This window comes from Bradyrhizobium nanningense (genome assembly GCF_004114535.1).
In the GTDB taxonomy this organism is placed as follows: Bacteria; Pseudomonadota; Alphaproteobacteria; order Rhizobiales; family Xanthobacteraceae; genus Bradyrhizobium; species Bradyrhizobium nanningense.
The window spans coordinates 507,305-531,532 of sequence record NZ_LBJC01000007.1; the positions used below are offsets into that span (position 1 = coordinate 507,305).

19 protein-coding genes and 3 pseudogenes are annotated in these 24,228 nt (G+C 58.4%); 9 read left to right on the forward strand and 13 right to left on the reverse strand.

The window, feature by feature from the left end:
- Positions 1 to 163: 163 nt before the first annotated feature.
- The 8 genes and pseudogenes from XH84_RS40570 to XH84_RS06305 all read right to left on the reverse strand — a co-directional run bounded on the left by XH84_RS40570 (position 164) and on the right by XH84_RS06305 (position 8,187).
- Positions 164 to 541 (reverse strand): acyl-CoA dehydrogenase family protein, encoded by a 378-nt coding sequence (locus tag XH84_RS40570; protein ID WP_245471616.1) that lies wholly within the window; start codon positions 539 to 541, stop codon positions 164 to 166.
- 22 nt (positions 542 to 563) lie between these two features.
- Positions 564 to 1,352: pseudogene (locus tag XH84_RS06275) on the reverse strand (ABC transporter ATP-binding protein).
- Between the two features lie 63 nt (positions 1,353 to 1,415).
- Positions 1,416 to 2,738, reverse strand: a pseudogene (locus XH84_RS06280) (ABC transporter substrate-binding protein).
- Between the two features lie 2 nt (positions 2,739 to 2,740).
- Positions 2,741 to 3,086: pseudogene (locus tag XH84_RS06285) on the reverse strand (branched-chain amino acid ABC transporter permease); the annotation flags it as partial.
- A 155-nt stretch (positions 3,087 to 3,241) separates the two neighbouring features.
- A complete protein-coding gene (locus XH84_RS06290; RefSeq protein WP_018645234.1) occupies positions 3,242 to 3,448 on the reverse strand; it encodes a cold-shock protein in 207 nt (68 codons plus the stop codon).
- A 120-nt stretch (positions 3,449 to 3,568) separates the two neighbouring features.
- The gene (locus tag XH84_RS06295) at positions 3,569 to 3,841 is read right to left on the reverse strand and encodes a hypothetical protein (RefSeq protein ID WP_128948071.1); all 273 of its coding nucleotides are present in this window, start codon (positions 3,839 to 3,841) and stop codon (positions 3,569 to 3,571) included.
- A gap of 334 nt (positions 3,842 to 4,175) precedes the next feature.
- Positions 4,176 to 6,203 (reverse strand): prolyl oligopeptidase family serine peptidase, encoded by a 2,028-nt coding sequence (locus XH84_RS06300; protein WP_128948072.1) that lies wholly within the window; start codon positions 6,201 to 6,203, stop codon positions 4,176 to 4,178.
- A 1,771-nt stretch (positions 6,204 to 7,974) separates the two neighbouring features.
- Positions 7,975 to 8,187: a response regulator transcription factor gene (locus tag XH84_RS06305; protein WP_128948073.1), complete on the reverse strand. Its 213-nt coding sequence runs from the start codon at positions 8,185 to 8,187 to the stop codon at positions 7,975 to 7,977.
- Positions 8,188 to 8,783: 596 nt separating this feature from the next.
- Between XH84_RS06305 and aepX the strand changes: the two genes are divergently transcribed.
- Both aepX and XH84_RS06315 read left to right on the forward strand, forming a co-directional pair.
- A complete protein-coding gene (gene aepX, locus XH84_RS06310) occupies positions 8,784 to 9,641 on the forward strand; it encodes a phosphoenolpyruvate mutase (RefSeq protein WP_128948089.1) in 858 nt (285 codons plus the stop codon).
- Positions 9,642 to 9,949: 308 nt separating this feature from the next.
- Positions 9,950 to 10,720 carry a phosphocholine cytidylyltransferase family protein gene (locus XH84_RS06315; protein WP_128948090.1) on the forward strand — a complete coding sequence of 257 codons (771 nt, stop codon included), beginning with the start codon at positions 9,950 to 9,952 and terminating at the stop codon, positions 10,718 to 10,720.
- A gap of 267 nt (positions 10,721 to 10,987) precedes the next feature.
- Here XH84_RS06315 and phnF read toward each other — a convergent pair whose 3' ends face one another.
- Together phnF and XH84_RS06325 are read right to left on the reverse strand one after the other, a co-directional pair.
- Entirely contained in the window at positions 10,988 to 11,788 is an 801-nt protein-coding gene (gene phnF / locus XH84_RS06320; RefSeq protein ID WP_128948074.1) for a phosphonate metabolism transcriptional regulator PhnF, read from the reverse strand.
- 19 nt (positions 11,789 to 11,807) lie between these two features.
- On the reverse strand, positions 11,808 to 13,307 hold the full coding sequence (locus tag XH84_RS06325; RefSeq protein WP_128948075.1) for an alkaline phosphatase family protein: 1,500 nt from the start codon (positions 13,305 to 13,307) through the stop codon (positions 11,808 to 11,810).
- An 89-nt stretch (positions 13,308 to 13,396) separates the two neighbouring features.
- Between XH84_RS06325 and XH84_RS06330 the strand changes: the two genes are divergently transcribed.
- From XH84_RS06330 to XH84_RS06355, 6 genes are read left to right on the forward strand one after another with little or no spacing between them, the layout of a single operon-like run.
- Positions 13,397 to 15,106: an ABC transporter substrate-binding protein gene (locus XH84_RS06330; RefSeq protein ID WP_245471617.1), complete on the forward strand. Its 1,710-nt coding sequence runs from the start codon at positions 13,397 to 13,399 to the stop codon at positions 15,104 to 15,106.
- 58 nt (positions 15,107 to 15,164) lie between these two features.
- Entirely contained in the window at positions 15,165 to 16,181 is a 1,017-nt protein-coding gene (locus XH84_RS06335) for an ABC transporter ATP-binding protein (protein ID WP_128948076.1), read from the forward strand.
- Between the two features lies 1 nt (position 16,182).
- Positions 16,183 to 17,079, forward strand: coding sequence for an ABC transporter ATP-binding protein (locus XH84_RS06340; protein ID WP_128948077.1), 897 nt, complete (start codon positions 16,183 to 16,185; stop codon positions 17,077 to 17,079).
- 7 nt (positions 17,080 to 17,086) lie between these two features.
- Positions 17,087 to 18,022 (forward strand): ABC transporter permease, encoded by a 936-nt coding sequence (locus tag XH84_RS06345; protein WP_128948078.1) that lies wholly within the window; start codon positions 17,087 to 17,089, stop codon positions 18,020 to 18,022.
- Entirely contained in the window at positions 18,023 to 18,928 is a 906-nt protein-coding gene (locus XH84_RS06350; RefSeq protein WP_128948079.1) for an ABC transporter permease, read from the forward strand. It abuts the gene before it with no gap.
- Positions 18,929 to 18,973: 45 nt separating this feature from the next.
- Complete coding sequence (locus XH84_RS06355; RefSeq protein ID WP_283811924.1) at positions 18,974 to 19,669, forward strand: peptidase C39 family protein; 696 nt, start codon at positions 18,974 to 18,976, stop codon at positions 19,667 to 19,669.
- Between the two features lie 423 nt (positions 19,670 to 20,092).
- Here XH84_RS06355 and asnB read toward each other — a convergent pair whose 3' ends face one another.
- The 3 genes from asnB to XH84_RS06370 all read right to left on the reverse strand — a co-directional run bounded on the left by asnB (position 20,093) and on the right by XH84_RS06370 (position 23,639).
- Positions 20,093 to 21,985: an asparagine synthase (glutamine-hydrolyzing) gene (asnB, locus tag XH84_RS06360; RefSeq protein WP_128948081.1), complete on the reverse strand. Its 1,893-nt coding sequence runs from the start codon at positions 21,983 to 21,985 to the stop codon at positions 20,093 to 20,095.
- Between the two features lie 209 nt (positions 21,986 to 22,194).
- Positions 22,195 to 22,998 carry a formyl transferase gene (locus tag XH84_RS06365; RefSeq protein WP_128948082.1) on the reverse strand — a complete coding sequence of 268 codons (804 nt, stop codon included), beginning with the start codon at positions 22,996 to 22,998 and terminating at the stop codon, positions 22,195 to 22,197.
- Positions 22,999 to 23,027: 29 nt separating this feature from the next.
- On the reverse strand, positions 23,028 to 23,639 hold the full coding sequence (locus XH84_RS06370) for a CDP-alcohol phosphatidyltransferase family protein (RefSeq protein ID WP_128948083.1): 612 nt from the start codon (positions 23,637 to 23,639) through the stop codon (positions 23,028 to 23,030).
- 215 nt (positions 23,640 to 23,854) lie between these two features.
- On the opposite strand from XH84_RS06370, the gene XH84_RS06375 reads away from it, so the two are divergent.
- Positions 23,855 to 24,228: transposase (locus tag XH84_RS06375; RefSeq protein ID WP_245471618.1), on the forward strand; the 374-nt coding region annotated here is incomplete at its 3' end.

Sequence of the window (24,228 nt, forward strand, 5' to 3'; positions counted from 1 at the left end):
TGATATCGGCTGGTCCCTGGCGTCAGGCGTGCGCGTCTGCACCACATAATAGTCCGCCTGACCCGAGCTCGTCGTGAACGATTTCTCCGCATTGACGCGATAGTCGTCGCCGTCGCGCGAGGCTTCGGACAGATTGTACCAACAGTGACCGCCGGTGGCGCGTTCACTGGTCGAGTAGGTGCCGAAGCGGGCTGCCATTGCCGGCCTTCAGCCAGCGCTCCTTCTGGTCGGTGTTTCCGAACAAATTGATGGTCTGCGCCGCACCGACATGCATGACATAGACGAGGCCGGTGGATGCATCGGCCTGCCCGATCCGGTAGGCGGCCTCGGCGAAATCCAGATGACTGAGACCGAGCCCGCCGAACTGAGGTTCGTTCAGCACGCCGGTCCAGCCGGCCTCGGCAAGTGCGCGCAGATTCTCGCGCGGAAAGCGGCTTTCGCGGTCGTTGCGGTCGGCATTCACCTTCACGGTCGCATCCATGGCATCGAGCCTGGTATAAACGTCGTCGTCGATCTTGCGTGCGAGATTGTCGTTGGCCATGGTCAGTCTCTCCGGGTTGCAGTCATGCGACAGCCTCTGTCGGCTGCCTCCGGCCGAGATCGCCCTGCGACGATCCGCCGAGATAATGTGTCTTGATGTCGGCGCGCTGGCGCAGCTCGGCCGCCGTGCCGGCCAGCACGCTGCGGGCGTTCTCGAGCACCACCGCGTGGTCGGAGAAGCGCAGCGCCACGGTCGAGTTCTGCTCGGCGACCAGGATCGACAGCCCCTGCTCGCCGTTGAGCTGCTTCAGCGCGCGAAAAACTCCTTCGACGAGCAGCGGCGCGAGTGCCATCGACCGGTTCATCCAGCACCAGCAGCCGCGGTCGCGACATCAAGGCGCGGCCGATCGCCGTCATCTGCTGCTCGCCACCCGAGGTCAGGCCGACGAGCGAGCGGCGATGCTGCTTCAGGCACGGAAACAGCGCGTAGATGTGATCGAGGTCCGCGGCGATCTCGGCCCGCCGCGCATCGCGCCCCATCGCGCCGGTGATGAGGTTCTCCTCAACCGTAAGCGAGGCAAAGCAGTGCCGGCCCTCGAGCACCGGCACCAGGCCGGCGCGCGCCAGCGTCGCCGCCGATGTACCCGCGACATCGCGGCCGTCGAAGAGGATGCGGCCCGCGGTGATCTGGCCGCGCCGTGCGGCGAGCAGCGTCGAGACCGCCTGCAGCGTGGTCGATTTGCCGGCGCCGTTGGCGCCGAGCACGGCGACGATCTCGCCGCGCCGCACGGCGAGCGAGACTCGCTGACCGCCGCGATCGCGTGATTATAGGTGGCGGCCAGTCGCTCGACCGAGAGCAGGGTTTCACTCATCTGTTGATCCGTGGCGTTGCAGGACACGGGAGCCGAAAGGCTCCTCCCGCAACTGCCGCTGCATCAATTGCTGACCGCGTCGTCGCCGGAGGTCCTCACCTTGATGCCGTGCTCCTTGGCATAGGCGGCCGCCGACTTCTCGATGATCGGACGCAGGACGGCCCAGTCCGGCGCGATCCAGCCCGAGACCACCTTCCATTTGCCGCCGTCCCACTGCTGGAACGTGACGCGGCCGTCGCCTTCGTGATTGTCCCAGGTGACGTTGATCGAATGGAACAGGTCCTTGGCGCCGAGCGCCTCCACCCGCGCCGGATCGAGCTGCAGGTGCTCAAAACCCCAGCGCACTTCGTCACCGGCAGGGTACACTTGCCGAACTTCTTCTGTGCGATCCTGATCGCCTCGACATTGAGGATGCCGTTCACGATTCCCAGATTGTGGTAGACGCTGCCGATCCGCTTCTTGTCGTCGAGATTGCGCTCGCCGGCGCCGTAGACGGTCTTGATCACCTCCTGCAGCACCGGATATTGCTCACCGGAAGCCTGCGTGGTGATCGCGATATAGCCCTTGGCGGCGTCGCCGGCCGGGATCACGTCTTCCTCGGAAGTTGGACCAGACGTTGCCGATGATGTGGTCGGCGGGAAATCCGACCTTCTGCGCGGTCTTCAGCGCCACCGGGTTCATCACGCCCCAGTCGCGCAGCACCACATAATCGGGCTTCGCCCGCCGGATCGACAGCCATTGCGACTGCTGCTCGTTGCCAGGATGCGGCACCTCGAACTGCTCCAGGCTGAACTGATACTTGTCCGCCAGGAGCTTATAGATCGGGATCGTCTCCTTGCCATAGGGCGAGCCGTGATAGAGCACAACGAGCTTCTTGCCCTTCAGCTTGTCGACCCCGCCCTCGCGGCTCGCAATGTAGTTCACGATTCCCGACATTTCGCTGTAGGGATTGAGCAGCAGCGGGAAGACATCGGGAAACACGCGGCCGTCGGTCGAATCGGTGCGGCCATGGTTGATGGTGATCAGTGGCACCTTGTCCTTGGTGATGCGATCGATCATGGCATAGGCGATGCCGACCGACAGCGGATTCCAGGCGGCGACACGGGGCCGCCCCTTCAGCCGTTCATAGACCTCGACACCGCGCTCGACCTCGTATTGGGTCTCGCCCTCGTCCCAGGTCAGCTTGACGCCGCCATCGCGGATGTTGATCAAATTGAGATAGTCGATGAACCCGCCGAAGAAGCCGGTGCCGCCGGCGGCATAGGGGCCGACCCGATAGCTTTGCAGGGGAAAGAACTGCTCGTCAGCCCGTGCCGCAGGCAGCCCGACCAGCACGGAAGCGACCGCCGCCGCGAACGCAAATTTCAGAACTCTCGACTTGATCATCGTCAACTTCTCCAGTGGTGCGAAATGTCATGTGGTGCGAATGGCGGCCTGCCGCGTGAGAACCGTCCAAGGTAGTCCCACAGCGCGATCAGGCCGCGCGGTTCGGCAATCAGGAATGCGATGATCAGCGCGCCGACCACGATGCGCTGGCGCATCTCCAGCACGCCCGAATCGAACACGCCGCCGAGTAGGGTCGCGCCGGTGCGTGACAGGATCAGCGGAAACACCACAATGAAGGCGGCGCCGAGAAACGCGCCGCGCAGCGAGGCCGCCGATGATGATGATGATGAACAGGACCTGGAACGAGCGGTCGAGATTGAAGCCGGCCGGCTCGACCGTGCGCAGATACTCTGACGGCAGTGATCGGTCGACGGCCTCAAGAGACAGCCTCATGGCTGGAAGAGACCGTCGAAAGGCCGAACGCCCGGCGCGCCGTCACAAGGCATCGCCGGACGGGTGCGAGAACACGCTTTGCAGCGAGCAGTTTCCGGAGGCGAGTCGGTTCAGCCTACCCGGAGATCCTCAGCTGACATCTTACCCGAACGTCCGGCCTTGAGCTGATAACTTACCCGGGCCCCCTCTTCGAGAGTGGTGTAACCGGCCCTTTCGACGGCACCGATGTGCACGAAGACATCGGGACCTCCGTCCTCAGGCCTGATGAACCCATAACCTTTGGTCGAGTTGAACCACTTCACAATACCCATTGCCACGGCGGCATCTCCATAGTGAGCCGTTGTGATCTAGCGAAGAGTCTCCCGGCCATCAAGATGGTCGGCAAGAGACGCCCTGCCTCGCTGCGCTGGTCACGTGCTCGTTTTTTATCGCGTGGTCTAGCTGCGGCCGCATTGTGCAAGCGACAAAGGCGGCCTGCCGTCGGCGACGTTTCGCCTCAAGGCTTCCGCCCGGATGACGTTTTGACCTTCGCTCCACTCGTCGCTCGCCACCGGCCTACAGAAGAGTTGCGGAGCCTCGAACATCCCACGCTCATCCAGAGCCGGCGGATGGTTTTCATCGACGTTGAGCAACAGGGCGGCCGTGAACTCCTTTGCGCAGCCTGGAGCAGGATTATCGATCCGGCATGCCTGCATGAAGCTACCTGACATGCTTTCTCAACCACGAATATGCTCGCAGGGCTGCGCTTTGGCTGTTCGTCTTCGGATGTCAGCCGCACGTCGCGCCCTGTCGAACGAACGGGTTTGCTGAGACAATCCTCAAGGAAACGCATCTGGCAACTGACGCCCGCTCGTCTTGTTGTGCTTGGAAAGAGGAAGACCGCTCGCCACCGGCAACTTGCGCATCTGACGAGCTTGATCGTGCCCGCCTGCAGAACCTCAGCTCTCTCGCCTTGGATTCGATGAATTCAGCTGAGCACCGTGAAGACGTTGAGATAACCGATGGTCTCTATTTGTCTGCTTCGATCAGCCCGTTGACCGAATTTTACTCAGAACAAAGCCGCCTCGATGCATAGGTGTATTCAAGGGCCAGTTGACGCGCATATTCCATGAGATTGGTCGCGGTGCTGTGTCCCCCGTCGATGTTTTCGTAATAGACGTAAGGCTGGCCCAGCGCGGCGAGCTTCGCGGCAGCCTTGCGGCCGTGCGCTGGATGCACGCGGTCGTCCTTTGTGGAAGTAAAAATGAAGGGAACCGGATAGGTCTTGCCCGCCACCAGCTTCTGGTACGGCGAGTAGCCTTCGATCCTCGCACGCTGCTCGGCAATGGCGGGATCACCGTACTCGCCGATCCAGCCGGCGCCCGCGCCAAGGCTGGTGTATCGAAGCATGTCAAGCAGCGGCACCTGGATGATCGCCGCGTTGAAGAGTTCGGGACGTTGGGTGATCGCGGCGCCAACGAGCAGGCCGCCCTGGCTGCCGCCAATCACGCCCAGCCGGCGCGGACTTGTGATTTTCCGGCGGATCAGGTCCTCGGCAACGGCAATGAAATCATCCCATGTCGTGTGCTTCGTTGCCGTCTGGCCCGCTTGATGCCATTGTGGGCCAAACTCGCCGCCCCCACGCAGGATCGCCACGACATAGGCATTGCCCTGTTCGAGCCATAGCCGCCCCACCGGTCCCAGATAAGAGGGCAGAAGCGAAGCCTGGAAACCGCCATAGCCATAAAGAAGTGTCGGGATCGTCCCGTCAAACCTTGCGTTCTTCGGCCGCACGAGAAAATAGGGAATTGACGTGCCATCACGCGAAGTGGCTTCGAGCTGCTCCACGACATGGTTGGACGCATCGAAGGCAGCCGGTCTCGTCTTCAATTCCTCAAGGCTTTTGCTTTCGGGATCAAAATACCAGACTGAGGTTGGTCTGAGATAGCTCGAGACGGCGAACATCGCCTGGTCCGCTTCATGGGAGGTGGCTGACAGGCTGACATTTGCATGTTCCGGCAGCGGGATGGGCGTCGCCGACCAAGCTCCCTGATCGTACTTATAAGCGAACGCTTTGCTCTGAACGTTCTCAAGGATCGTCATGATCAACAAATTCTTTGTGACGCCTGACCCGCTCAGGGCCTGGCGGGGCCCAGGTTGAAAGACAAGCGAGCCTTTGGCGCGCAGCGGATCCTGCTTCCAGTCGTCGAGGTCATACGAGATCACCGAGCCCGCCGTGAAGCGGTTGTCCTCGGACGGCGCCCAGTCCTCGTCAAGTTTCACAAGCAGACGGCCGCACGCGAGCGTGACGATCTCGGCCTTCTTCGGCAGATTGAGCTTGACGGGCCCATCGGGGCGGAAGACCACATACTCGGACTCGAATGAGCTGATTGCGCGGATCGCGCCGGTCGCATGAATATGACCCCCGATGTCACGGAGCACGAAGGGAGACGTACCACCGTCGGTGGGCTCGACACGAAAGATCTCACGAGCCTCACTGAGCGGCTGAGCGCGTTTGAGCTCCTTCACCACAAAGGGGTAGCCGGCCTTCGTCAAAGTCCCCTCACCCCAGTCCCGTGCAACAAGAAGTGTGTCACGATCGACCCAGCTGACGTGCTGCTTGCCCTCTGGGAGAGAAAAGCCTTCCGCAACGAAGGTTTTGGCGTCGCGGTCGAACTCTCGTATGGACACGGCATCCTTGCCGCCATCGGAAAGACTAATCAGGCAGAGGCTATCTTCAGGCGGAAGGCAGCTCGCACCTTGGAAGACCCAGTTCCTGTTCTCGGCGGCGGCCAAGGCGTCAACGTCGAGGATGGTTTCCCATTGTGGGTCTTTGCTACTATCGCTCTCACGCGTGGCGCGCCGCCAGATGCCGCGCACATGGTTCTCGTCCTGGCAGAAATTCTCCGAACCGCGCCCTTCCAATGGAACATCTGCGATCCGATCCTTGGCCTGCAGGATGGAGAGCGCCTGTTCAAAAAAGCGCGAATAGCGAGGATCTGACTGGAGTACCCCGAGCGTCTTCTCGTTCTCGGCGCGGGCCCAAGCCACTGCGTCTGGCCTTTCGATCTCCTCGCCAAAGGAATGGGTCATCAGTCACCGTTCCGTTCGCTCCTGTGAAAACCCCCGTGGAAGTGAAGCGGGATTCGAAAGCAGCGTGGCGGACAAGAGTGATGTTTTCATGGACTTGCTCCGGCGAAGGTCGAGCGGCCAGGCTGCCGGCCCCTAACGCGTCAAGCAGAAGCGGCGGAGAGCACGCAAGCGCATGACATAGCGCGGCTTGCGCTATGTCGCGGGTCGTTCACTGCAAGCTGCGTGCCGGCTGAAAAGTGCAAGTTTCAGCCGTTCGGAGCTGCACGACCCTGTTCGGTTGTCGACATTGGTTGCCAAGCGGATATCTCAGCGTGTCGGCGGCCACCGCCTGCGAGACAGCGCCAGCGTTTTTGATCTTCAGTGGCAAAAACCCGGGCCGCAGCGATGCTGCTTTCCTCCGCATAAGAGCTTGTTCCTTCACGCTGGCGTCACCGGGCAGACTTGTCGACGGGCATCATCCCCACGAAGAGCAGCGCATTGATCAGCAGCCAGGTCAATATCGGGCAAGGGTGGTATGCATGGCGACCTCCGACTCGTTGACTGCAAGCGTTGCCGATTTTGACGAGCTTTTTCCTCGCGAAACCCACTAGTCACGGCGAAAGATCGGTTCGTTGACTGATTGCCGAGATGATTGCGCTCGAGACGAGGAAAATAAAAGCGCCTAGAAACGGTCTACGTTGCAACACGTCTTGAGATTGAGCCAACAATCAACAACAGGTACAATCGCCAGATCAGGTTCTTCGGCGGGGCCGCCTGCTTCGGCATCGCGACGGTACGATATAGACGGCCATCATAGGGCTCCTGGCTCGTGCGCGCGTGGCGCATCAGCGCGCATCCGATACGAGGTAGAAACCTGCAGAGAAGCTTCTTTCAGGCAGCCGCGGCTACGACTTTGGCTCTATCAGGTGCGGCCCTGTGCGGGGATACAATCCCCTTCCATGACATGCCCCTTTCATACCGTGAGGAGGATACCTCCGATGTGGTCGGCTTGATGCTCTGCCGGCGGCACAAACAATGCTGCCGGCTCCCCACTATGCGACAGCGAAATTGCAGCTCGAATGTTTGACCAGTTTAACGGGGGCGTGCGTCGTTAATGGCTCTGTACGAGTCGTGTCCACCTCGCGGAGATGTATATGAGCTGTGTTGCGCGCCTCGAATCCTTCTCAACGCCCTCCCGATACTGCCAAGTTTCGAAATCATCGATGACGCCCTCTGGTGGTGGTCCAACTCAGTCAGATCGACTTCGGGTCACCTGCCTCTTCAGAAACACTCGGATCGCTCCGCCGCAAACATATCCAACTTATGACTCGAATCCTCTAGATTATCGAGAAACGCAACCTTCGCATTACCGGTCCGCGAAAGGGTAGTGCTACGCTTGTGAGGATCGCCCGCACTTGGTTGAGCGCGCAAAGCGCTAGCGTATGGTGCAACGTCTACCAGACGCACGCTTTTGGAACTGGGTTTACGAACTATCACCACCGTCTTCGTGTGCGGCCTAGGCCATCTAGCCCCCCCCGTTCGGATGAGCACGACTTCAGTAGCTAAGCCGCTACGATCACCTCTCTTTCTTGCGACACGCATACGGCCGCCGCGTCCGCAGCAAGGCGGGACGGACCGATCACAACGTCGACATAGGGATCCGACCCGCGGTCGAGCTTTCAAGAGTGTTATGCGCCGGTGATCTTACCTCGCCTAGTGGTCCACGGCGCCCCGTGACAATCGGCGACGAAATAGAAGCGCGCCCTCTTCAGCGGCAACGGAACTGCGGCCGTTAGTCAAGAAGACCCAGACGTAGCGCCTTGACGACGCACTGGGTCCGGCTGGTCGTTTCCAGCTTTCGCATCGCATTCTTGATATGAAAGTTGACGGTGTTATAGCTCACGCCCAGGATGACTGCGATGACCCAGGATGACTTCCCCTTCTCCACCCATCGCAAACACTGTCTTTCCCGTTCCGACAGCACAACTTCTAGCACATCCGCCACGAATTTCTCCTGGAGCCGAGAGGACAAGAACGAGATCAGCAAGTGCCATGCCACTCAGTGGCACACGCAAACTCTCGCGGCAGGAGAGGCTCTTGGGAGATCGCCGGTCCGTTCTCGGGAGACTACCATCGAACTGCAGCCTCTCGACGGGATTGCGACATATGTCGCAACGCAATAGCAGCCTTTACGACAATCGTAGCAGTCGATATTTCAATATCTGTATGAGCTGGATATCACCCTTTGACTAGACGCTCCTCCCGCCAGGGCTGAATGCTCTGTGAAGGGCCGTTAGCACGCGGCTCGCGAGCCCAGATCTTTCATTTGCACCAAAGCTCTCCTTTCCAGCGTGTCGGTCGACGCTCATCCGACCATGACGACAGGCTAGCGTTCGGCGCCACCCCTATGGCGATCATGCTAGCTTTTACGCGCCATTAAACTACCAACGCTGGTCATTGATCGACTTCACGACAAAACGATATGAACAGTGAAATTTGCGCCAATCGAGGAACGGCCTCCAGGATTTAGGCATGCAGTATCAACCACAAGCCGTTCGGCCTACCGCAGGTCGTCAATGCACACAGCCGTCGCCAGTCGAAATGCTTCGCGCCCAGGTGTGCTCGAATGATGATCTGTCGTTTCTGATGGAAGCGCATGATGGCCTGTCTGCCACGATCGCCCAGCGCTCGGGATTCAAAGGGCTCTGGGCCTCTGGTCTGTCGATTGCCAGTTCGCTCGGCTATCGCGATGCCAATGAAGCTTCATGGACCCAGCTCGTCCAGAGCGTCGAACGCATAGTGGACTCAACCAAGCTACCTGTGCTCGTTGACGGTGACGGGGGCTTCGGCAATTTCAACAATGCTCGCCTCCTCGCACGCAAACTTCATCAGGCTGGCGCGGCGGGCGTCTCGCTTGAGGACAGCTGCTTCCCGAAGCTGAACTCGCTCATTGGTGAGCGGCATCCGCTCGCCGATATCGATGAATTCTCAGGTCGTCTGCGGGCCGTGAAGGACACGGTCGCTGAACACGTTGTTCTCGTGGCTAGGATCGAAGCGCTGATCGCTGGACATGGATTGAATGAAGCCATCTTGCGTGCTCATGCCTATGCCGAGGCAGGCGCCGATGCAATCTTGATTCACTCGCGAAAAAGTACCGCTTACGAAATACTTTCGTTTGTCAGCGAGTGGCGGAACCGGCTACCCGTTGTGATTGTTCCGACTACTTACTATCGAACACCAGTGTCAACCTTTCGTGATGCGGGGATCTCCACGGTCGTCTGGGCCAATCACTCCTTGCGAGCTGCGGCAGCTGCAATGCGGCGCGTCTGCGATAGCATCGCAGCTCAAGAGGGCGTTGCGGGCATTGAATCCCATATCGCCCCGCTCAGTGAAATATTCGAGCTTCTGAGGTATGACGAGCTCGCCGCGGCCGAAAAGCGATATCTGCAGCCTCGCTAGTCCATGCTGAGCGGGTTTATCACATAACGTCCCTTTCTTCGAAAGTCCTCCGATGTGTCCTCTCGGCGGTCTCGCTCTAAGTGTCAACCAACAGGCAGTCGACCCATAATGCCGGAGAAGCTTTGCACAGCACGAAACAGCTTCCCCTCGCCAGGTGGTAGGCAATCCACACAGCGGATGATGCACGTGGGCGACGACCAAGCCCTTTCGATCCGGCACGATCTAGACAGGTCTGCGGTGCCGAACGGCAGAACAGGACGCTCGCGATGCTCACGGAGTTAGGCTCGGGATTAAAGAAAGCGAATGAAATGCCAGTGAATGCTCCCAAGAATGCTCTCATTCTTGCCGCTGGCGTTGGCTCTCGTCTGCGGCCGCTAACGGATCTAACCCCGAAATCCCTTGTCCAAGTTAACGGCACTCCCATCCTGCACAACGCGCTACATAACCTTGACCGTGTCGGCGTCGAACAGGTAACGATTGTTGTCGGGTATGGCAAAGAGGCGATCAAAGATAGCTGCGGTGGCCGCTTTGCCAGGGTTGACGTCAAATATGTCGAATCCTCCGTTTACGATCGTACTGGCAGCGCCTATTCGCTATGGCTGGCGCGAGACGCTCTGCTTTCCGGAGACTGCTTCCTTCTTGAGGGCGACGTCTTCTTCGAGGAAAATGTATTGCGGCAGCTGCTCATCAGTGAAGCGCCCGACGCGGCTGCTGTCGCTCCCTTCGATGAGGTGATGCAGGGATCAGCGGTCCTGTTGTCGGATCTTGGCTTCATTTCAGAATTTCGTTTGAAACAAACAGCGAAAAATCTCATCGCGGATGACCGGCCTCTTTACAAGACGATGAATCTGTTACGGCTGTCCGCATCTACTCTGCGGACAGAGCTCGTTCCGGCCCTAGACGATATGATCAAGGCCGGCGCTACCCGGGCCTACACTGAAGAGCTTCTTTCCTATCTCGTGGAAACACAAGGCCTGCAGCTTGCTGCGGTGAGATGCGATGACCTCAGGTGGTACGAAATCGATGACGCGGAAGATCTGCGTATCGCCGAGCGCATCTTCGCAAAAGCTGACGTCTGATCCAACCGCGCAGGGGCGAGGTTCACAACGATCACGGAAGGTTTGACGCTGCGCCTCTTCACGACATGCGCGGCTGCCTCTAATATCGGCGCGATGCCAAAACCCGCAAGCTTGATGGGAGCCGCAACCAACGCGGCCGCCTATTGCCTCAGCAAAACGCGAGCGGCTCGTCCGGGCATGAACCGTGAAACACACCCCCACAAGGGAGGTGGTAGCGAAATAATTATTGCGCTCCCAGCCGCTTCGACCGCAGGAATGGGATGGGACCTAGACCTTCAAGGAGGCAGATGATTTCGATTTGCTCGTTTGCGCTTTTCCGGATCGAGGCTTTCCTGCAACCGACTGCTCCGCGGAACTAATCTCTTTAAAGTCGAACCTGAAGCTGATTCTCGGTGCGCACAGTACATTCTCGCCAAATTTGATCGGAATACGACCGGAACAGTCAAGGCTCTCTTTGACGAAGACCGGCGCCGAAGTGGACATTCCAAGCAGGCGCGCCTCCTGCGCAGAGGGCAGACGTGCGCTTATCGTCACCCACTGTTGTGAGTAGTCGTCAATTCCGATGCGCCTGAGAGCAGTCGAGATCGAGTTAGCACCAGAGAATTTGTCCAGCAGTCCGGGAGTGCGTTTCGCCGGAAAGTAGCTATGCGCAATGACGATTGGGATCTCGTCCTGATAGCTCAGCGTGTCGATGCGCAGCACATCGTCACGAGTCTGCAAGTCGAGGTAGCCGGCGAGCCGTTCGTCTGCCTTTATCGTTGCAGCAGACAGGATCTTACGACGTGCCAGGCGGCCTTGCGAGATGAGATTATCGGTCAGCCGGGTTTGAGAGGAGAGCAGATAAGGTGTTGGATGTTCAACAACGAAGGTGCCTCTCCCCTGCTCGACACGTAGCAGTCCCTCCTGCTCGAGTGCCCGAATGGCGTATCTTACGGTGTGCCGGTTGACACCATATGCGAGAGCAAGCTCTACGTCGTTCGGAAGTTTTTCGCCTGGCCGAAATCGGCTCGAGGCAATGGCTTCTTCGATGTTCGACCGAACAAACTCCCAGCGCTTTCCTTGATACATAGGTCAAATGGTCCGTGGTTCAGGCTTTCAATTCCGTCGGATCAGCGTCAGGTCTATCATTCTTCGGTTGCGCGAGCCGGGTTACGGCCGCTCCCCTCAGATAAAGACGTTGTCGGTAAAGCTCCCGGAAGACAGTTGACCGGCGCGCTGAACAGGCAATTGAGACGCTCGCATCTTCGACATCATACTGACCACCGTCCTCGCGATCTGGCAAAGCTTCATCGATGATACGGCCATGCACCGTCGACGGTAGCGGCAGTCGCAAGCTGGAAAGGATCGTCGGGACCAGATCAACGATGCTGGTTGGGGCAGCAACAACTCCGCTTCTAAAGGCATCGCCAGCAAGGATGCATAATGAAGACAGCTCGTGCGCCGAAAGCCCTCCGTGCATACCAACGCCGATCGGATAGGTCCCGTCGTAGTACACGGCATCGGGCGAAGCCCTCCGACTTTCTGCTCCGCAATCGGCGAGAACAAACGACAGGTCCGCACTTCGTGGGTGTTCGGCCATGACAGCGGAAAGCGGGAGGGTACTCGCGATAAGTGGAGAGCCATCGGAAGTCTGACGTGAGAAGGCGACGCCAAGCCATGGCTCCTCGGAAAGGCTGTGATACATCTCTGTCAGAAGATGGCTCTCTCTGTCCCGAGCCCAAATGTTGACGACCCGTTGAGCTGTTATTGCGGCGTCTACGTCGGGCGTGAGTTCGTATCCGACCTTGAATCCCGATCGCTGCAGATGTTTCAATACGGAGACCTTTTCTCCAATGATGGCGTGTCCGTGATCGGATGCAGCAATAAGCTGGACTCCTTCCCGCTCTCCTTTCTCGCTCCACCAAGCAAAAATACGCCCAAACTGCCGATCGACCTCGTGGAGCACCTCACGCGCCGTGCGATGCTGCAGCCCAAACATATGATATGTAATGTCCGGCTCCGAAAGCCAGAGCAGGCTGACCTCCGGAAGTGTTCCTTCCTTGAGGAACGAGAAGAATAGATCGACGACGCGCTCGATGGTAGCACGCGCGGGCCCCTCGTCGGGAGGGAGCATCGGAAAGGTTGGCGCAATCCGGCGAACGGCCGCGTTGTTACTGAACTTTAATGGGTCATGAACCCAATACGCCGGCGCACCTGCCTGCCAACTCCCCCAGCTCGAAAGTCCAAAAGAGCCCTGCGACTGAGATCCGATCGACAGCATCGCGCGGCCATGCGCCGCCAAGACTTCGCCGATCGCAGTGGCGGTGAGGACGCCACCGCGTTCGCTGCCCAGCCTCAGGAGGGCCGAGAGCGAAGATCCATCGATGGACCGACCGTTTGCCAAAAAGCGGTTGCCGATGATTCCATGGGCCGAGCTATGTCCGCCCGTGGCTAGCGCGGCCGATGAAACGCGCGTCTCACTGGGAAAAGATGAGGTATGCCGGGCAAGTCGAAGGCCGATTTTGGACAGCTCGGCGAGATTGGGCGTAACTGCTTCGTCTAGCTGGTCAGGACGAAGGCCATCCAGCATGACAATGATAAATTTCATTCGGCCACCTTCCAGCTCCGATTCCGGAGCCTCAACCTACGGGAGTGGGGGCCTCCTTGTCCAGAGCTACCTAGGCACCTAGGCCTGTCATGATGGTGTCACATGGTGTGAATTATATCTCCGACACACGAGCCGTTTCTCACAAAAACAATGCGATCCGCTCGTCCAAGCGTGAGCACTCGATGCTGCGTCGTCCACAAAGGGGGCACCGCATTGATCATTATGCAACTAAGGGTTATGTCATGAATAACTCCACCCGACGCGAGGTTCTCAAACTATTCGGTGGGCTGGGCTTGCTCCCATCGACCTCTGTCTTTGCCCAAGACGCTGACCGAAGGGCACTGCGGATTGCAATGCAGGATCTGCGCGTCGAGCTCGATCCGCTCCATCCCCGTGCTACGGCGCTCGTGAGTTTCCGGGTGCTGGAGAGTATTTACGACAAGCTCTTTGCAATCGACTATCAACGGGACGGGCAGATTCGGCCGATGTTGGCTGAAAGCATCGAGGCTCTCGACAGCACCACCTATCGCGTGTCTTTGCGCAAAGGGGTTCGATTCCACGATGGTGAAGAGTTAACGGCAGAGGATGTCGCATTTACTTTCGGTGCGGAGCGTATGCTGGCAAAGGACAGTCCGGGTTTGGGCGTTGGCCAGATCAGCTTTCCATCGATGAGCGCGGTGCGGGCAACTGGTCGACACACGGTCGAGTTCAGCACCAAGGCGCCCGATCCTGTTTTTGTCAAACGCCTGACCTCCTATGGAGCCGGCATCGTCTCGAAATCGGCCTATCTGAAGGCGGCGACATTCGATCAATGGGCCAGGGCTCCCATAGCGGCGGGGCCGTACCGGGTCGTTGAGGCCGTCGAAAACCGCTACATACGCCTCGAGGCGCATGACGGGTACTGGGGTGGAAGGCCGCCGCTGAAGGGGATCGAGTTTCGGATGGTGCGGGAGCCGGCGGCACGCGTCGCCGGCCTTCGCGCTGGCGACTTCGATATCATCACGACCGTAGCGCCGGATCAGTTCGATATCCTCGCCGCGGACAATCGATTGGACGTGGTTGGAGGCGACACGATGTCCTTCCGCACGCTGGTCTATGATTCGACCACGAACGAGGTGCTGCGGGATCCGCGCATCAGACGCGCCATGAATCTGGCGATCGACAGGCAGACCATTGTCAATAGTATCTGGCGCAAGCGCATAAGTGTGCCGCCGTCCCATCAACACCCTGCTTACGGCGCTCTCTACAGTCCTGACCGGCCAATCCCACGGTACAATCCGGAAGAGGCGAAGCGACTTCTTGCAGAAGCGGGTTATAACGGGGCAGCAATTCCTTTCAAAACGGTCGGCAATTATTACACGGCCGAGCTTATCGAAACTCAAGCGATCGCAGCAATGTGGAGGGCTGTCGGCCTGAACGTCGATATCCAAATGAAAGAGAATTGGGCCCAGGTCGAAGACCGTCTGGGCCGCGGTGTGAACAACTCGTCCGATGGGACATACTATCCCGACCCCACCGCATCGTTCGTCTCGCGCTGGGGCTCTCAGAGCAATTTTCAGAGGGGCGGGTATTGGCGGAACGACAGGTTCAATGTGCTGGAGACAACTTTGCTGACGGCGCAGGACCCGGCCCAAAGGCGAGCTGCCTATCAAGAGATGCTGGACATTTTCGACGAGATTGATCCACCAGGAACGGTGCTCCATTCGCTTGGCGAGTTTTTCGGAAAGCGCGCCAACATCAAGTGGAAACCGACGCCAACCGGTTTGATGGATTTTCGGCCAGGCGCAATCAACGCCTAGCCGAGAGCGCCCTGGGCCCCAGACGCAGAAGACTATTGTCTGCTCGGAAGGTGGAGTCATGGACCAAACCAGTTCGCACGTACTTGAAGCACCTTTTGTTCAAACCTTTGAGCAAGGGAATGCCGGGCGCCCAGCCATGGCGGCTGGCAGCCCGCCGCTTCTGAACATTACTGGATTGACGGTTGTTCTTGCAGACCGACCCGAGACCCGACTCCTGGACGCCGTTCAGTTCGAGCTGCGGAAGGGTGAGTTTTTCGCGCTTGTCGGCGAAAGCGGCAGCGGAAAAAGCGTCCTGTGTTCGACCATCATGGGAGTAGCAAGTTCCGAGCTGAAATGTCTCGGCGATATTCGCATCGAAGGCAGGCCTCTTGCCGATGTCGATCGGCGCCTGCGTGCAATGATCTACCAACAGCCGAGCCTATATCTTAACCCCGTTCGGAACATTGGGTTCCAGCTTCGCGAGACCGTCCAGATGACCGGCGGCTTGAGCAAGAAAGAGGCGAACGAAAGGGCCGCAGATCTACTCTGCGATGTGGGGATTGATCATCCCAATGAGGCGATGAGAAAATACCCGCACGAGATGTCTGGCGGAATGAACCAGCGCGTCATGATTGCAATGGCGCTCGCGATGAAGCCGAAGCTTCTCATCGCGGACGAGCCGACCTCGGCTCTCGATGTCACCACGCAAAAGCAGATCCTTGACCTGCTCGAACGGCTCCGCTCAGACATGGCAATCCTCTTTGTGACCCATGACTTGGGCGTCGCCCTGCAGCGGTCGGATCGCATCGGCGTTCTCTACGCCGGCCAGTTGGTCGAAATCGGGCGCGCCGATCTCGTCGCTCGAACTCCCCTGCACCGCTATACGCGCGCGCTATTCTCCGCTGTCCCCCCACTCTCAGGGCATCCCCGGCGTCTGCACAGCCCTGCAGGTACCCTCCCCGAACCTACTCAGCGCCAGGCCGGCTGCAATTTCGCATCTCGGTGCTCCGGAACACTCGACATTTGCCGGCACACGGCGCCCGTGTTGCAGGGCACTCCACAACAGGTGGTGGCATGCCACAACTTGGAGCCATGAAATGACCTCGCCGATCGGGCTTCCTCGCGTTCGTACAGCGCCAGCGTCACCCGAACCGATCCTCGAACTGCACAATGTCGATTTTTGTTACCGGGCTCCTCGCCGATCCGCTGCGGAGGTCCTTGGCGGCTCGAGGCTGCGCGAGATCAACATGAGCATCCGGCGTGGGAAAGCCCATGGACTGATCGGGGAGTCGGGCAGCGGCAAAAGCACAATCGCGAAGCTTCTGCTTGGGCTGACAGCGCCACAAGCGGGTCAGATCCTTTTTGAGGGCGAGCTGCTGACGCCGGATCGATTGGCTGCGTTCCGCCTCCGTGTCCAACCTGTCTTTCAGAACCCTCTCGATGCGCTGAATCCAGTCACCCCGATCGGCAAACAGATTGTCGCGCCCCTGCTTGTGAACTTCAGGATGAGGTCTTCCGATTGTCAGGCTCGGCTGGCTGCAGCGATTTCCGCCGTCGGCTTGTCGGGCGAGATCCTTGGCAAGTTACCGCATCAGATAAGCGGCGGACAGGCCCAGCGCGTCAATATAGCGCGAGCGCTTATACTCGATCCCGACGTTCTGATTTGTGACGAGCCTGTCTCCGCACTCGACATGACTGTTCAAGCTCAGATCCTGAACCTTCTGTCGGATCTGCGTGAGAGCCGCGGCCTGTCCCTGCTATTCATCAGTCATGATATCAGATCCGTCGCCTATCTCTGTTCAGAGATCTCGGTCCTGAAGCGCGGAAGCATCGTTGAGAGCGGTTCACGCGATCAGGTACTGCTCGACCCAAAGACGGATTACATGAAGTCCTTGCTCAGGGCGGTGCCCAATTCCGAACTTGGGGCCGAAATGGCATCACGCTCAACACCTTCGCAGCTCACAGAGCCTCGGCACGTGCCGGCGGAGAGGTGATAATCGCATGAGGCGCAATGCCCATAAGGTATTTGCGAGCAAAATTGCCCGCGCATTGGTCACGCTCGTTCTGATGGTAACGGGCGTATTCATTCTTATGCGCTGTGCTGGCGATCCGGTGACCGTCTTACTTGGGCCCGACGCGAGCCCGGACATGCGCGCCGCATACTCAGGCGAATTGGGGCTCGATCGCCCCATCCTGGCGCAATACCTGGCCTATCTCCATAACGTCGTCCGAGGAAGCTTAGGCGTCTCATACGTCTATCGACAGGATGCACTCGGTGTCGTTCTCAGCCACCTTCCATTGACGCTGATACTCACCTGCTGTGCTCTTACCCTGGCGGCGGTCACGGGCATTGCGGGAGGAATAGCTGCCGCAGTGTTTCCGTCGAGCATCGTAGGCCGTGTGTGCACTATCGCGAGCGTCGTGGGAGTGTGCGTTCCCAGCTTCTTCCTGGCGATCGTGCTGATGCTGGTGTTCTCAATTCACCTCAATTGGTTGCCGACCGGCGGCGCGGAGAGCTGGCGCAGCTTGGCTTTGCCGGCAGTAACCATGGCGGCCGCAAGCTCCGCCGTGCTTGCACGGTACACCCGCGTGGCCGTTCGCGAATCGCTGGACAGTCGCTATGTGTTGGCTGCGTTTGCGCGCGGCATTCCGTTCTGGCGGATATTGATCCACCACGTACTGCCCAATGCGGCGGCTCCGATCCTGACCATCCTTGGCCTGCTTGTCGGCGGAGCCGTAACTGGTTCGACAGTAGTCGAGACGCTCTTTTCATGGCCGGGTATTGGAAATCTCTTCGTCACATCCGTCGGAAGCAGAGATGTTCCAGTGGTGCAGGCAATTGTTCTGCTTGCTGGCACTGCGATGATCATGACCAACCTGGCCGTCGATCTCGGTTACACCTGGCTCGATCCGCGGTCTAAATCCTCGGAGAAATAGATGAGTACCGCCTGGCCGCATGAATGGACTTGGAACATCTTTCAAACTTCGAAAGCCCGACGCGATCCGCGTAAGCCAGCGAAGGTAGGACTCTATGGTGCCTCAATATGGATTGTCGGATGTTTATTGATTGCCGCGCTGGCCCAGGTGATTTCCCCCTATCATCCAGCACAAATCTCCTTGGATGCACGGCTTATGCCACCACTATTCTTCGGCGGCACGCTGGAACATTTGTTGGGCACTGACGAGCTCGGCCGGGACGTGCTGGCACGCTTGATATATTCGATCCAGATCAGCATGCTCGTTGCGGTGGGCGGGACCTTCATTAGTACCCTGCTGGGCGTTTCGTTGGGCTTCCTCGCTGCCGAGCTTGGCGGACTGATCGACGAGGGAGTCATGGCACTCGTCGATATGCAGGCTGCCGTGCAGTTCATGGTGACCGCACTGCTTGTCATCACGATATTTGGCAATTCGCTGGCACTTTTTGTCTGTCTTGTGGGCTTGCACGGTTGGGAGCGCCACGCCCGCATCGCGAGAGGGCTGGCTTTGACGGCCCGCAACCGGCTCCATGTCACGGCGGCACGAACTTACAACGCTTCGCGGGTCCATATCTATGCAAAGCATATTCTCCCAGCCTGTGCACCTACCGTCGTGGTCGGCATGACCCTTGGGCTCACCGAGACGGTTCTACTGGAAAGCACCCTGAGCTTTCTAGGCCTGGGGATCCAACCGCCGATGTCGAGCTTGGGCAATATGGTGGGATTCGGCAGAGACTATTTGATGACCGCATGGTGGATCGCCCTCGCACCGGGCCTCGTCATCGCAGCGACGGCGATCGCACTGATGACGATCAGCGAGTCTCTGCGCCAGACGGGACCTCGCCCAGCTTCTTTCAACTCCATCTGAGGTGACGTCATGTCGCGTCCGGACCTCGAAAGCTCAACGAATCAAATGGTCAGGAACGTCCCTCTGTATCGGCAAAAGAGGAAGTTCACCTGTGGACCATCCTCCTTGATGATGGTCATGTCCGCGCTGGACGAGCGATATCAACCGAGTGAAACAGCTGAGCTCGAGATCTGGCGAGAGGCAACGACCATCCACGGCGGCTGCGGACCAGTTGGTCTCGCATTGGCCCTCAAACGCCGCGGCTTCGCAGCGCTTGTTGTCGTGAGCCATAATGGGCTTTTTCTTAAGTCTCGCGCTTCACAAAGCGGCGAGATGGAGGTGATGCAGATTCTCCAGGAGCGAGATCTCGCCGAAGCATACCAGCGAGGCATCCCTGTCCATGTTGGCACTTACAACCATGACGACCTCTCGAAATGGATGGCGGTGGGCTGGTATCCCATCGTGATGGTCAGCATTGAGTTCGAAGCTAAGACGATCACTCATTGGGTGGTGGTGACCGGGACCGACCCCGATTACGTATTTTTCAATGATCCTCTTAAAGATCCCGTCGAGGGAGATGCTGCCACTCGCGTCGACCACGCAAGCTTTGCCAGTATGACCGAATTCGGTCCCAGTCGGGAAAAGGCGGTCATTCTTGCGGGCCTTCCAAAAATGGCGAATGTCGCGCTTCCGCTTCCCCGGATTTATGCTAGCCATCAACCTCGGCCTCACATGCCGGGCGTTACGGATCCCGAACGCTGATGCATTCGGTAGCCGCCAAGAGCCCCAATCTATAGCCACGACTAGTCGGTCCCGAATGGTGCCATCGAGCGGCCTGCGGTCGGCAGCGCCGGCATACACCACACCGAGTTCGACAGCAGCATAACCAGCCACCATGAGGCATGTTCTGCATTCTTGCGCGTACGTCAAAACGAGCTTTTTCGCCGGGCGCGCGAACACGACAGGCCTCTCTCAGCGTCCTTCTCGCGTCCTAATCCATTCGCGTAGTTCGGCGCAGTTCCAGCACTCCTCAGAACGCGTCATGCGCACTGGATAGCGCGATCGCGCATCCATACTTCTGGCGCTTGAGACTCTCCCGTTTCCACACCGATCGGCTCGTCTTCCCGCTAAGCGGTGCGGCATTCCGGATTGCCTCGGCTCCTCCGCATCCGATCCTACCAACAGCTATGAAGAAAGTTGGCGAAGGAAGACCTCCAGATTGCAGATCAGCCAGAGTTGCTTTCCGAACGCATCGTTTGCCGCTTGAGAGCGGCGTGCATACCATCGGCGGAGAGCACCGATATCGAGATAATCAGCGATCGCCGGAGATTCTTTGAAGATCAAGTCACGAAAGGGCGCCGAGCTCTGGTCTGTCGCCCACTTACCTAAGGACAACGGAAACCCGAGCTTCCTTCTCGTGATCACACTTGCGGGAAGACGATCGCTGTAAAGCATGCGCAGCGCGGCCTTGGAGACGTCGAGCGTTTCGCTAAATTTCTCAATCGGAGCGAATGCTGCCTGAAACGGGGCGAAGGCATGTTTCCAACGAAGATGTTCTGAGAACGACATGCGCAGAGCTAGCGCAACGATTCGGTGGTCTGTGAAGGGAACGCGAGACTCCACCCCCGCCGCCATTGTGGTGTTGTCGACCATTTCAAGTAGCGCAGGTAGATGATGCCGTACAAAGAATTGCCTTATGCGCTCGACCGGCGTGGCGCCGCCTGAGTGGTAGGCATTGTTCATCCAATCGATCAGCTCCGCATCGTGAACAATGTCCTTTCTCCATGCCGGTGTCGCCAGCCCCAGCTTCTCGACTTGGGGAAAGTAAGTGTACCGCGCAAGAAAGAGCTCGAATTCGCTTGCTTTGAACTTGGGAAGGCCGAGATGACGCCGCGCCGGGCGGCCAATGACATCTGGCAAAGCAGCCAGCAATCGCTGTCGACGAAGATCAAAGGGCAATCTGAAGATCCGGCTATATCCAAGGAATATCTCGTCGGCACCTTCGCCGGTAAGGAGAACCTTGTGAGAGTGGCTAACTGCTCGCGCAAGCAAATACATTGCCGCTTCGTTGTGCATGCCGACTGGATGACCACGTAATCCGGTAAGGCGTTTAACGACATCCAGGCTCGTTGCCCCGGGAAGCCGGACCAAGACGTGGGCTAGCTTGAGAGATTTCGCGACCTCAACCGCATAGGGGCTTTCATCGTACGCATCGTTGCTTACGATTCCAGTAAAGCACGTCGGCTTTTGCGACGAGTGCCTTGAAAGCTCGAAAGCCAACACACTGGAGTCGAGCCCTCCAGAAAGCAGCGCCGCGACTGGAGTGTGGGGCAGCAAATGTTCCTCCACGGCGCTGCCGATCAAGGTTTCTAGAGAACTGTAATCATCACTCTCATCGAGGCGGGCAGGATCCCACCAACGCGTATGCTCGTGCGATTGCGCCGTGATTTTCAGGCAGGTTCCAGGTTGCAGTTTTCGAATATCTGAAAATAGCGTCCTCTCGCCGAGCACGGCACGGTATGAGAGGAAGCTTGATAATCCAACCGGATCGAGCTTCGAGCGGACGCCTGGCCACTGCAGGATGGCTGACGGCTGTGAGGCAAAGACAAAGCCATTATCTGCTTGGGCGTAGTATACCGGCTTGACTCCGAGCCGATCTCTCACAAGGAACGCTGTCGCGGTCTTTTGATCGTAGATTGCGAAAGCAAACATTCCACGCAGACGTTTAACGCTATCAATTCCCCAATGAGCAAATGCCTTGCAAAGCACTTCCGTATCCGACTCTGTGTGAAATCGGTACCCGCGCCGGAGCAATTCCTGCCTTAAGTGACGGTAATTGTAGATCTCCCCATTGTAGGTGACGGTTAGGCCGAGCTCCTCATCGAGGAATGGTTGATTTGACCTGGGATCCGGATCAATGATCGCAAGCCTTCGATGCGCAAAGGCAAAGGAAGAGGTCACGCAACTGCCACTCGCGTCGGGCCCCCGATGGGCCAGCGTCTGAGCGCAACGCGCGAGGTTCCGCTCGGTCACTGACTTATCAGTAATCCGTCCGATAAATCCGCAAATCCCACACACAGCTAGCCTCCTCCGCGCGCTAAGCTGGCTCTGCCGGAGGCATCGGCTCGCCGGCCCCCCTCGGTAGGCTGGATACTACAAAAAAACCTCCAGAGCTTAGAGCACGTTCAGTCGATGAGCGGCAATTCGCCGGCACACTTCGGCCGTCGCGGACGTCCTCGAGAAGCGCGGTCTCATACTTCGAGCTCGCTGCCGCGCTGCGCGCCAAGTCACGCCGTACCGCCGGCGGTAGAATCCCGAAGGAGCGTCCGAACCTCATTAGTCATGACGCGCTCGACGAGCCACTTGGGAGGCTCAATGCGTGGTGGAAGATATAGAGCGCGGTAGAGCCGAGCGAGTTCTTCGGCGCTGCGTGGAACGTCTGACGAATCCAAAAGTGCGGTCATCTTGCGCATGGGATAGAAGCAAGCCTTGCGTTTATCTTGAGCGATCAACTCGTCTTGTGAACGAGAGGTAGCCGATCCGTCCAACAGACGCAGCCACACCTGGCAAAAGAGCGCGTAGCCATAAAGTTGCGCTCTTGTGTCTAAAGAGAGGGCCGTCTCTGAAGGCAGCACAGGGAACTGCAATTCGCCGATAATATCGCCCCGATCGACCCACCCTGAGAGATGGTGGACAGTCACCCCAAAGCTCTTCTCGCCATTGAGTATCGCATGCGTTCGCGCAAAACTGCCGCGATATTCAGGGAGTGGGCCTGGATGAAGATTGATACCGCCTCCATCGAACCGTGCGAGGATGTGGAGCGGGAAAATCTTGTTCCACATGACGCTTACGAGAAACTTTCCGAGAGGAGGAACATCTTCTATCGACTCGAAAAATGGTATTCCGAAGCGGTCTGCGACATGCCAAAGCTCCTCACTGGTCTCGTGCCGCCACCACGTTTTCTCGTACCGGGAAGCGCCGAGAATGCCCGCGATGTGATCTTTGCCGCAGGTCTCGATGACAAATAGAAGACAGCGGGTCGCAAGTCCCCTGGTTCCGGCAAATACCACGTCGTTAGTTAAGCTCGACATTTCTCGCCCTCATGACCTTGTAAACCCGATTATTGGCCCGCTCTACTCGTCATCAGCAGTCCGACGGAAGCAGCGATGGCTGCGCCGATCGTGAGCACATGCATAAGAGTGCCTGAGGCTTTGATCTTGAATGGGGCGATGTGGAGCAACGATAGCGGTACAAAGACAGCAGGAAGAACGACACCTAACTCAAACGGCGCAATAGTGTGGTCAACTAGCAAGATCCCCGCGAGCACTGGCAGAGCGTATGAGAGTGGTAGACCAGTCGAATAACCGCGATCGTCCAATCCGAAATAGTCAAAATATGCAAGGCGAAGCGCTCCGATCAATGTCAGGAACGCTGTGAATACCGCAGATGCTGGAGATTCGATGAAAGAGGCGATGACAATTGCCGGGATAACTGATCCAAACATGAGGTCCGAGAACGCATCGAGAGCTTTACCAATGGCTTTGGTGGCAAGCGTTCGATTCCTGGTGCGCCGGGCTATTTCGCCATCCACATCGTCAGCGATTATCGCCCAGAGCCCGAGCGCTACTCCCGCCTCATAGTGTCCTTTGACCGCGAGCCCCGTCGCTGCACCAGAACACAGCAGCCCCAAGGCAGTAACGGCGTTTGCGCGGTCAGATAGGTATGCGATCATTGAACCTCGATGTTACTCTTTCTGCCGAGAGCGATCGAATTCCCTGCCCTTGCGGTTGGTTGGCAACCGCAAGTTAACTTGGGCTAAGCCCGAAATGTCCGCAAACTACCGGCTCTAGTAGGTCAGCTTAATCTTACTGAGTCATTTGGTCGCGCCCGCGAGGGCGGAGAATCAAATATTTGAAGAGATTCAATATTTGGCACGCGGAGGGCCAGATGGATCTCAATCAGGTTGGAGACAGCGAGGCACGGTTTACGGCGTATGTGGCGGGGCTGGGAAGTGTGATCGGTCAGGCAGTGCGGATGAGGCCACTGCGTGACTATTGCACCGGCTTGATGCTGCCGGGTCAACGCAAGAGCGTTGAGCCGATGGCGGCACGAACGGCGCCAGCGCGGACGGCAGCTCAGCACCAATCCCTGCTGCATTTTGTCGGTAACGCGACTTGGTCAGATGCGGACGTGCTGGCCAAGGTGCGCGAGATGGTTCTGCCCGCAATTGCGGATTCCGACGAAGTCGCCCAGGCGTACCGATATGAAGTCGCCCGTGGATTCCGAGACGATGTCGCCCACCTTTCCGATTTGATCTCGCC

What these genes read in the sequence shown, in the direction of transcription:
- XH84_RS06325 (WP_128948075.1), bottom strand. Translation starts at nt 13,307, where the DNA reads ATGAAATTTATCATTGTCATGCTGGATGGCCTTCGTCCTGACCAGCTA.
- XH84_RS06315 (WP_128948090.1), top strand. Translation starts at nt 9,950, where the DNA reads ATGCCAGTGAATGCTCCCAAGAATGCTCTCATTCTTGCCGCTGGCGTT.
- XH84_RS06340 (WP_128948077.1), top strand. Translation starts at nt 16,183, where the DNA reads ATGACCTCGCCGATCGGGCTTCCTCGCGTTCGTACAGCGCCAGCGTCA.
- XH84_RS06350 (WP_128948079.1), top strand. Translation starts at nt 18,023, where the DNA reads ATGAGTACCGCCTGGCCGCATGAATGGACTTGGAACATCTTTCAAACT.
- XH84_RS06330 (WP_245471617.1), top strand. Translation starts at nt 13,397, where the DNA reads ATGATGGTGTCACATGGTGTGAATTATATCTCCGACACACGAGCCGTT.
- XH84_RS06345 (WP_128948078.1), top strand. Translation starts at nt 17,087, where the DNA reads ATGAGGCGCAATGCCCATAAGGTATTTGCGAGCAAAATTGCCCGCGCA.
- XH84_RS06335 (WP_128948076.1), top strand. Translation starts at nt 15,165, where the DNA reads ATGGACCAAACCAGTTCGCACGTACTTGAAGCACCTTTTGTTCAAACC.
- XH84_RS06355 (WP_283811924.1), top strand. Translation starts at nt 18,974, where the DNA reads ATGGTCAGGAACGTCCCTCTGTATCGGCAAAAGAGGAAGTTCACCTGT.
- aepX (WP_128948089.1), top strand. Translation starts at nt 8,784, where the DNA reads ATGCTTCGCGCCCAGGTGTGCTCGAATGATGATCTGTCGTTTCTGATG.
- XH84_RS06370 (WP_128948083.1), bottom strand. Translation starts at nt 23,639, where the DNA reads ATGATCGCATACCTATCTGACCGCGCAAACGCCGTTACTGCCTTGGGG.
- XH84_RS06300 (WP_128948072.1), bottom strand. Translation starts at nt 6,203, where the DNA reads ATGACCCATTCCTTTGGCGAGGAGATCGAAAGGCCAGACGCAGTGGCT.
- XH84_RS06365 (WP_128948082.1), bottom strand. Translation starts at nt 22,998, where the DNA reads ATGTCGAGCTTAACTAACGACGTGGTATTTGCCGGAACCAGGGGACTT.
- XH84_RS40570 (WP_245471616.1), bottom strand. Translation starts at nt 541, where the DNA reads ATGGCCAACGACAATCTCGCACGCAAGATCGACGACGACGTTTATACC.
- phnF (WP_128948074.1), bottom strand. Translation starts at nt 11,788, where the DNA reads ATGTATCAAGGAAAGCGCTGGGAGTTTGTTCGGTCGAACATCGAAGAA.
- XH84_RS06295 (WP_128948071.1), bottom strand. Translation starts at nt 3,841, where the DNA reads ATGTCAGGTAGCTTCATGCAGGCATGCCGGATCGATAATCCTGCTCCA.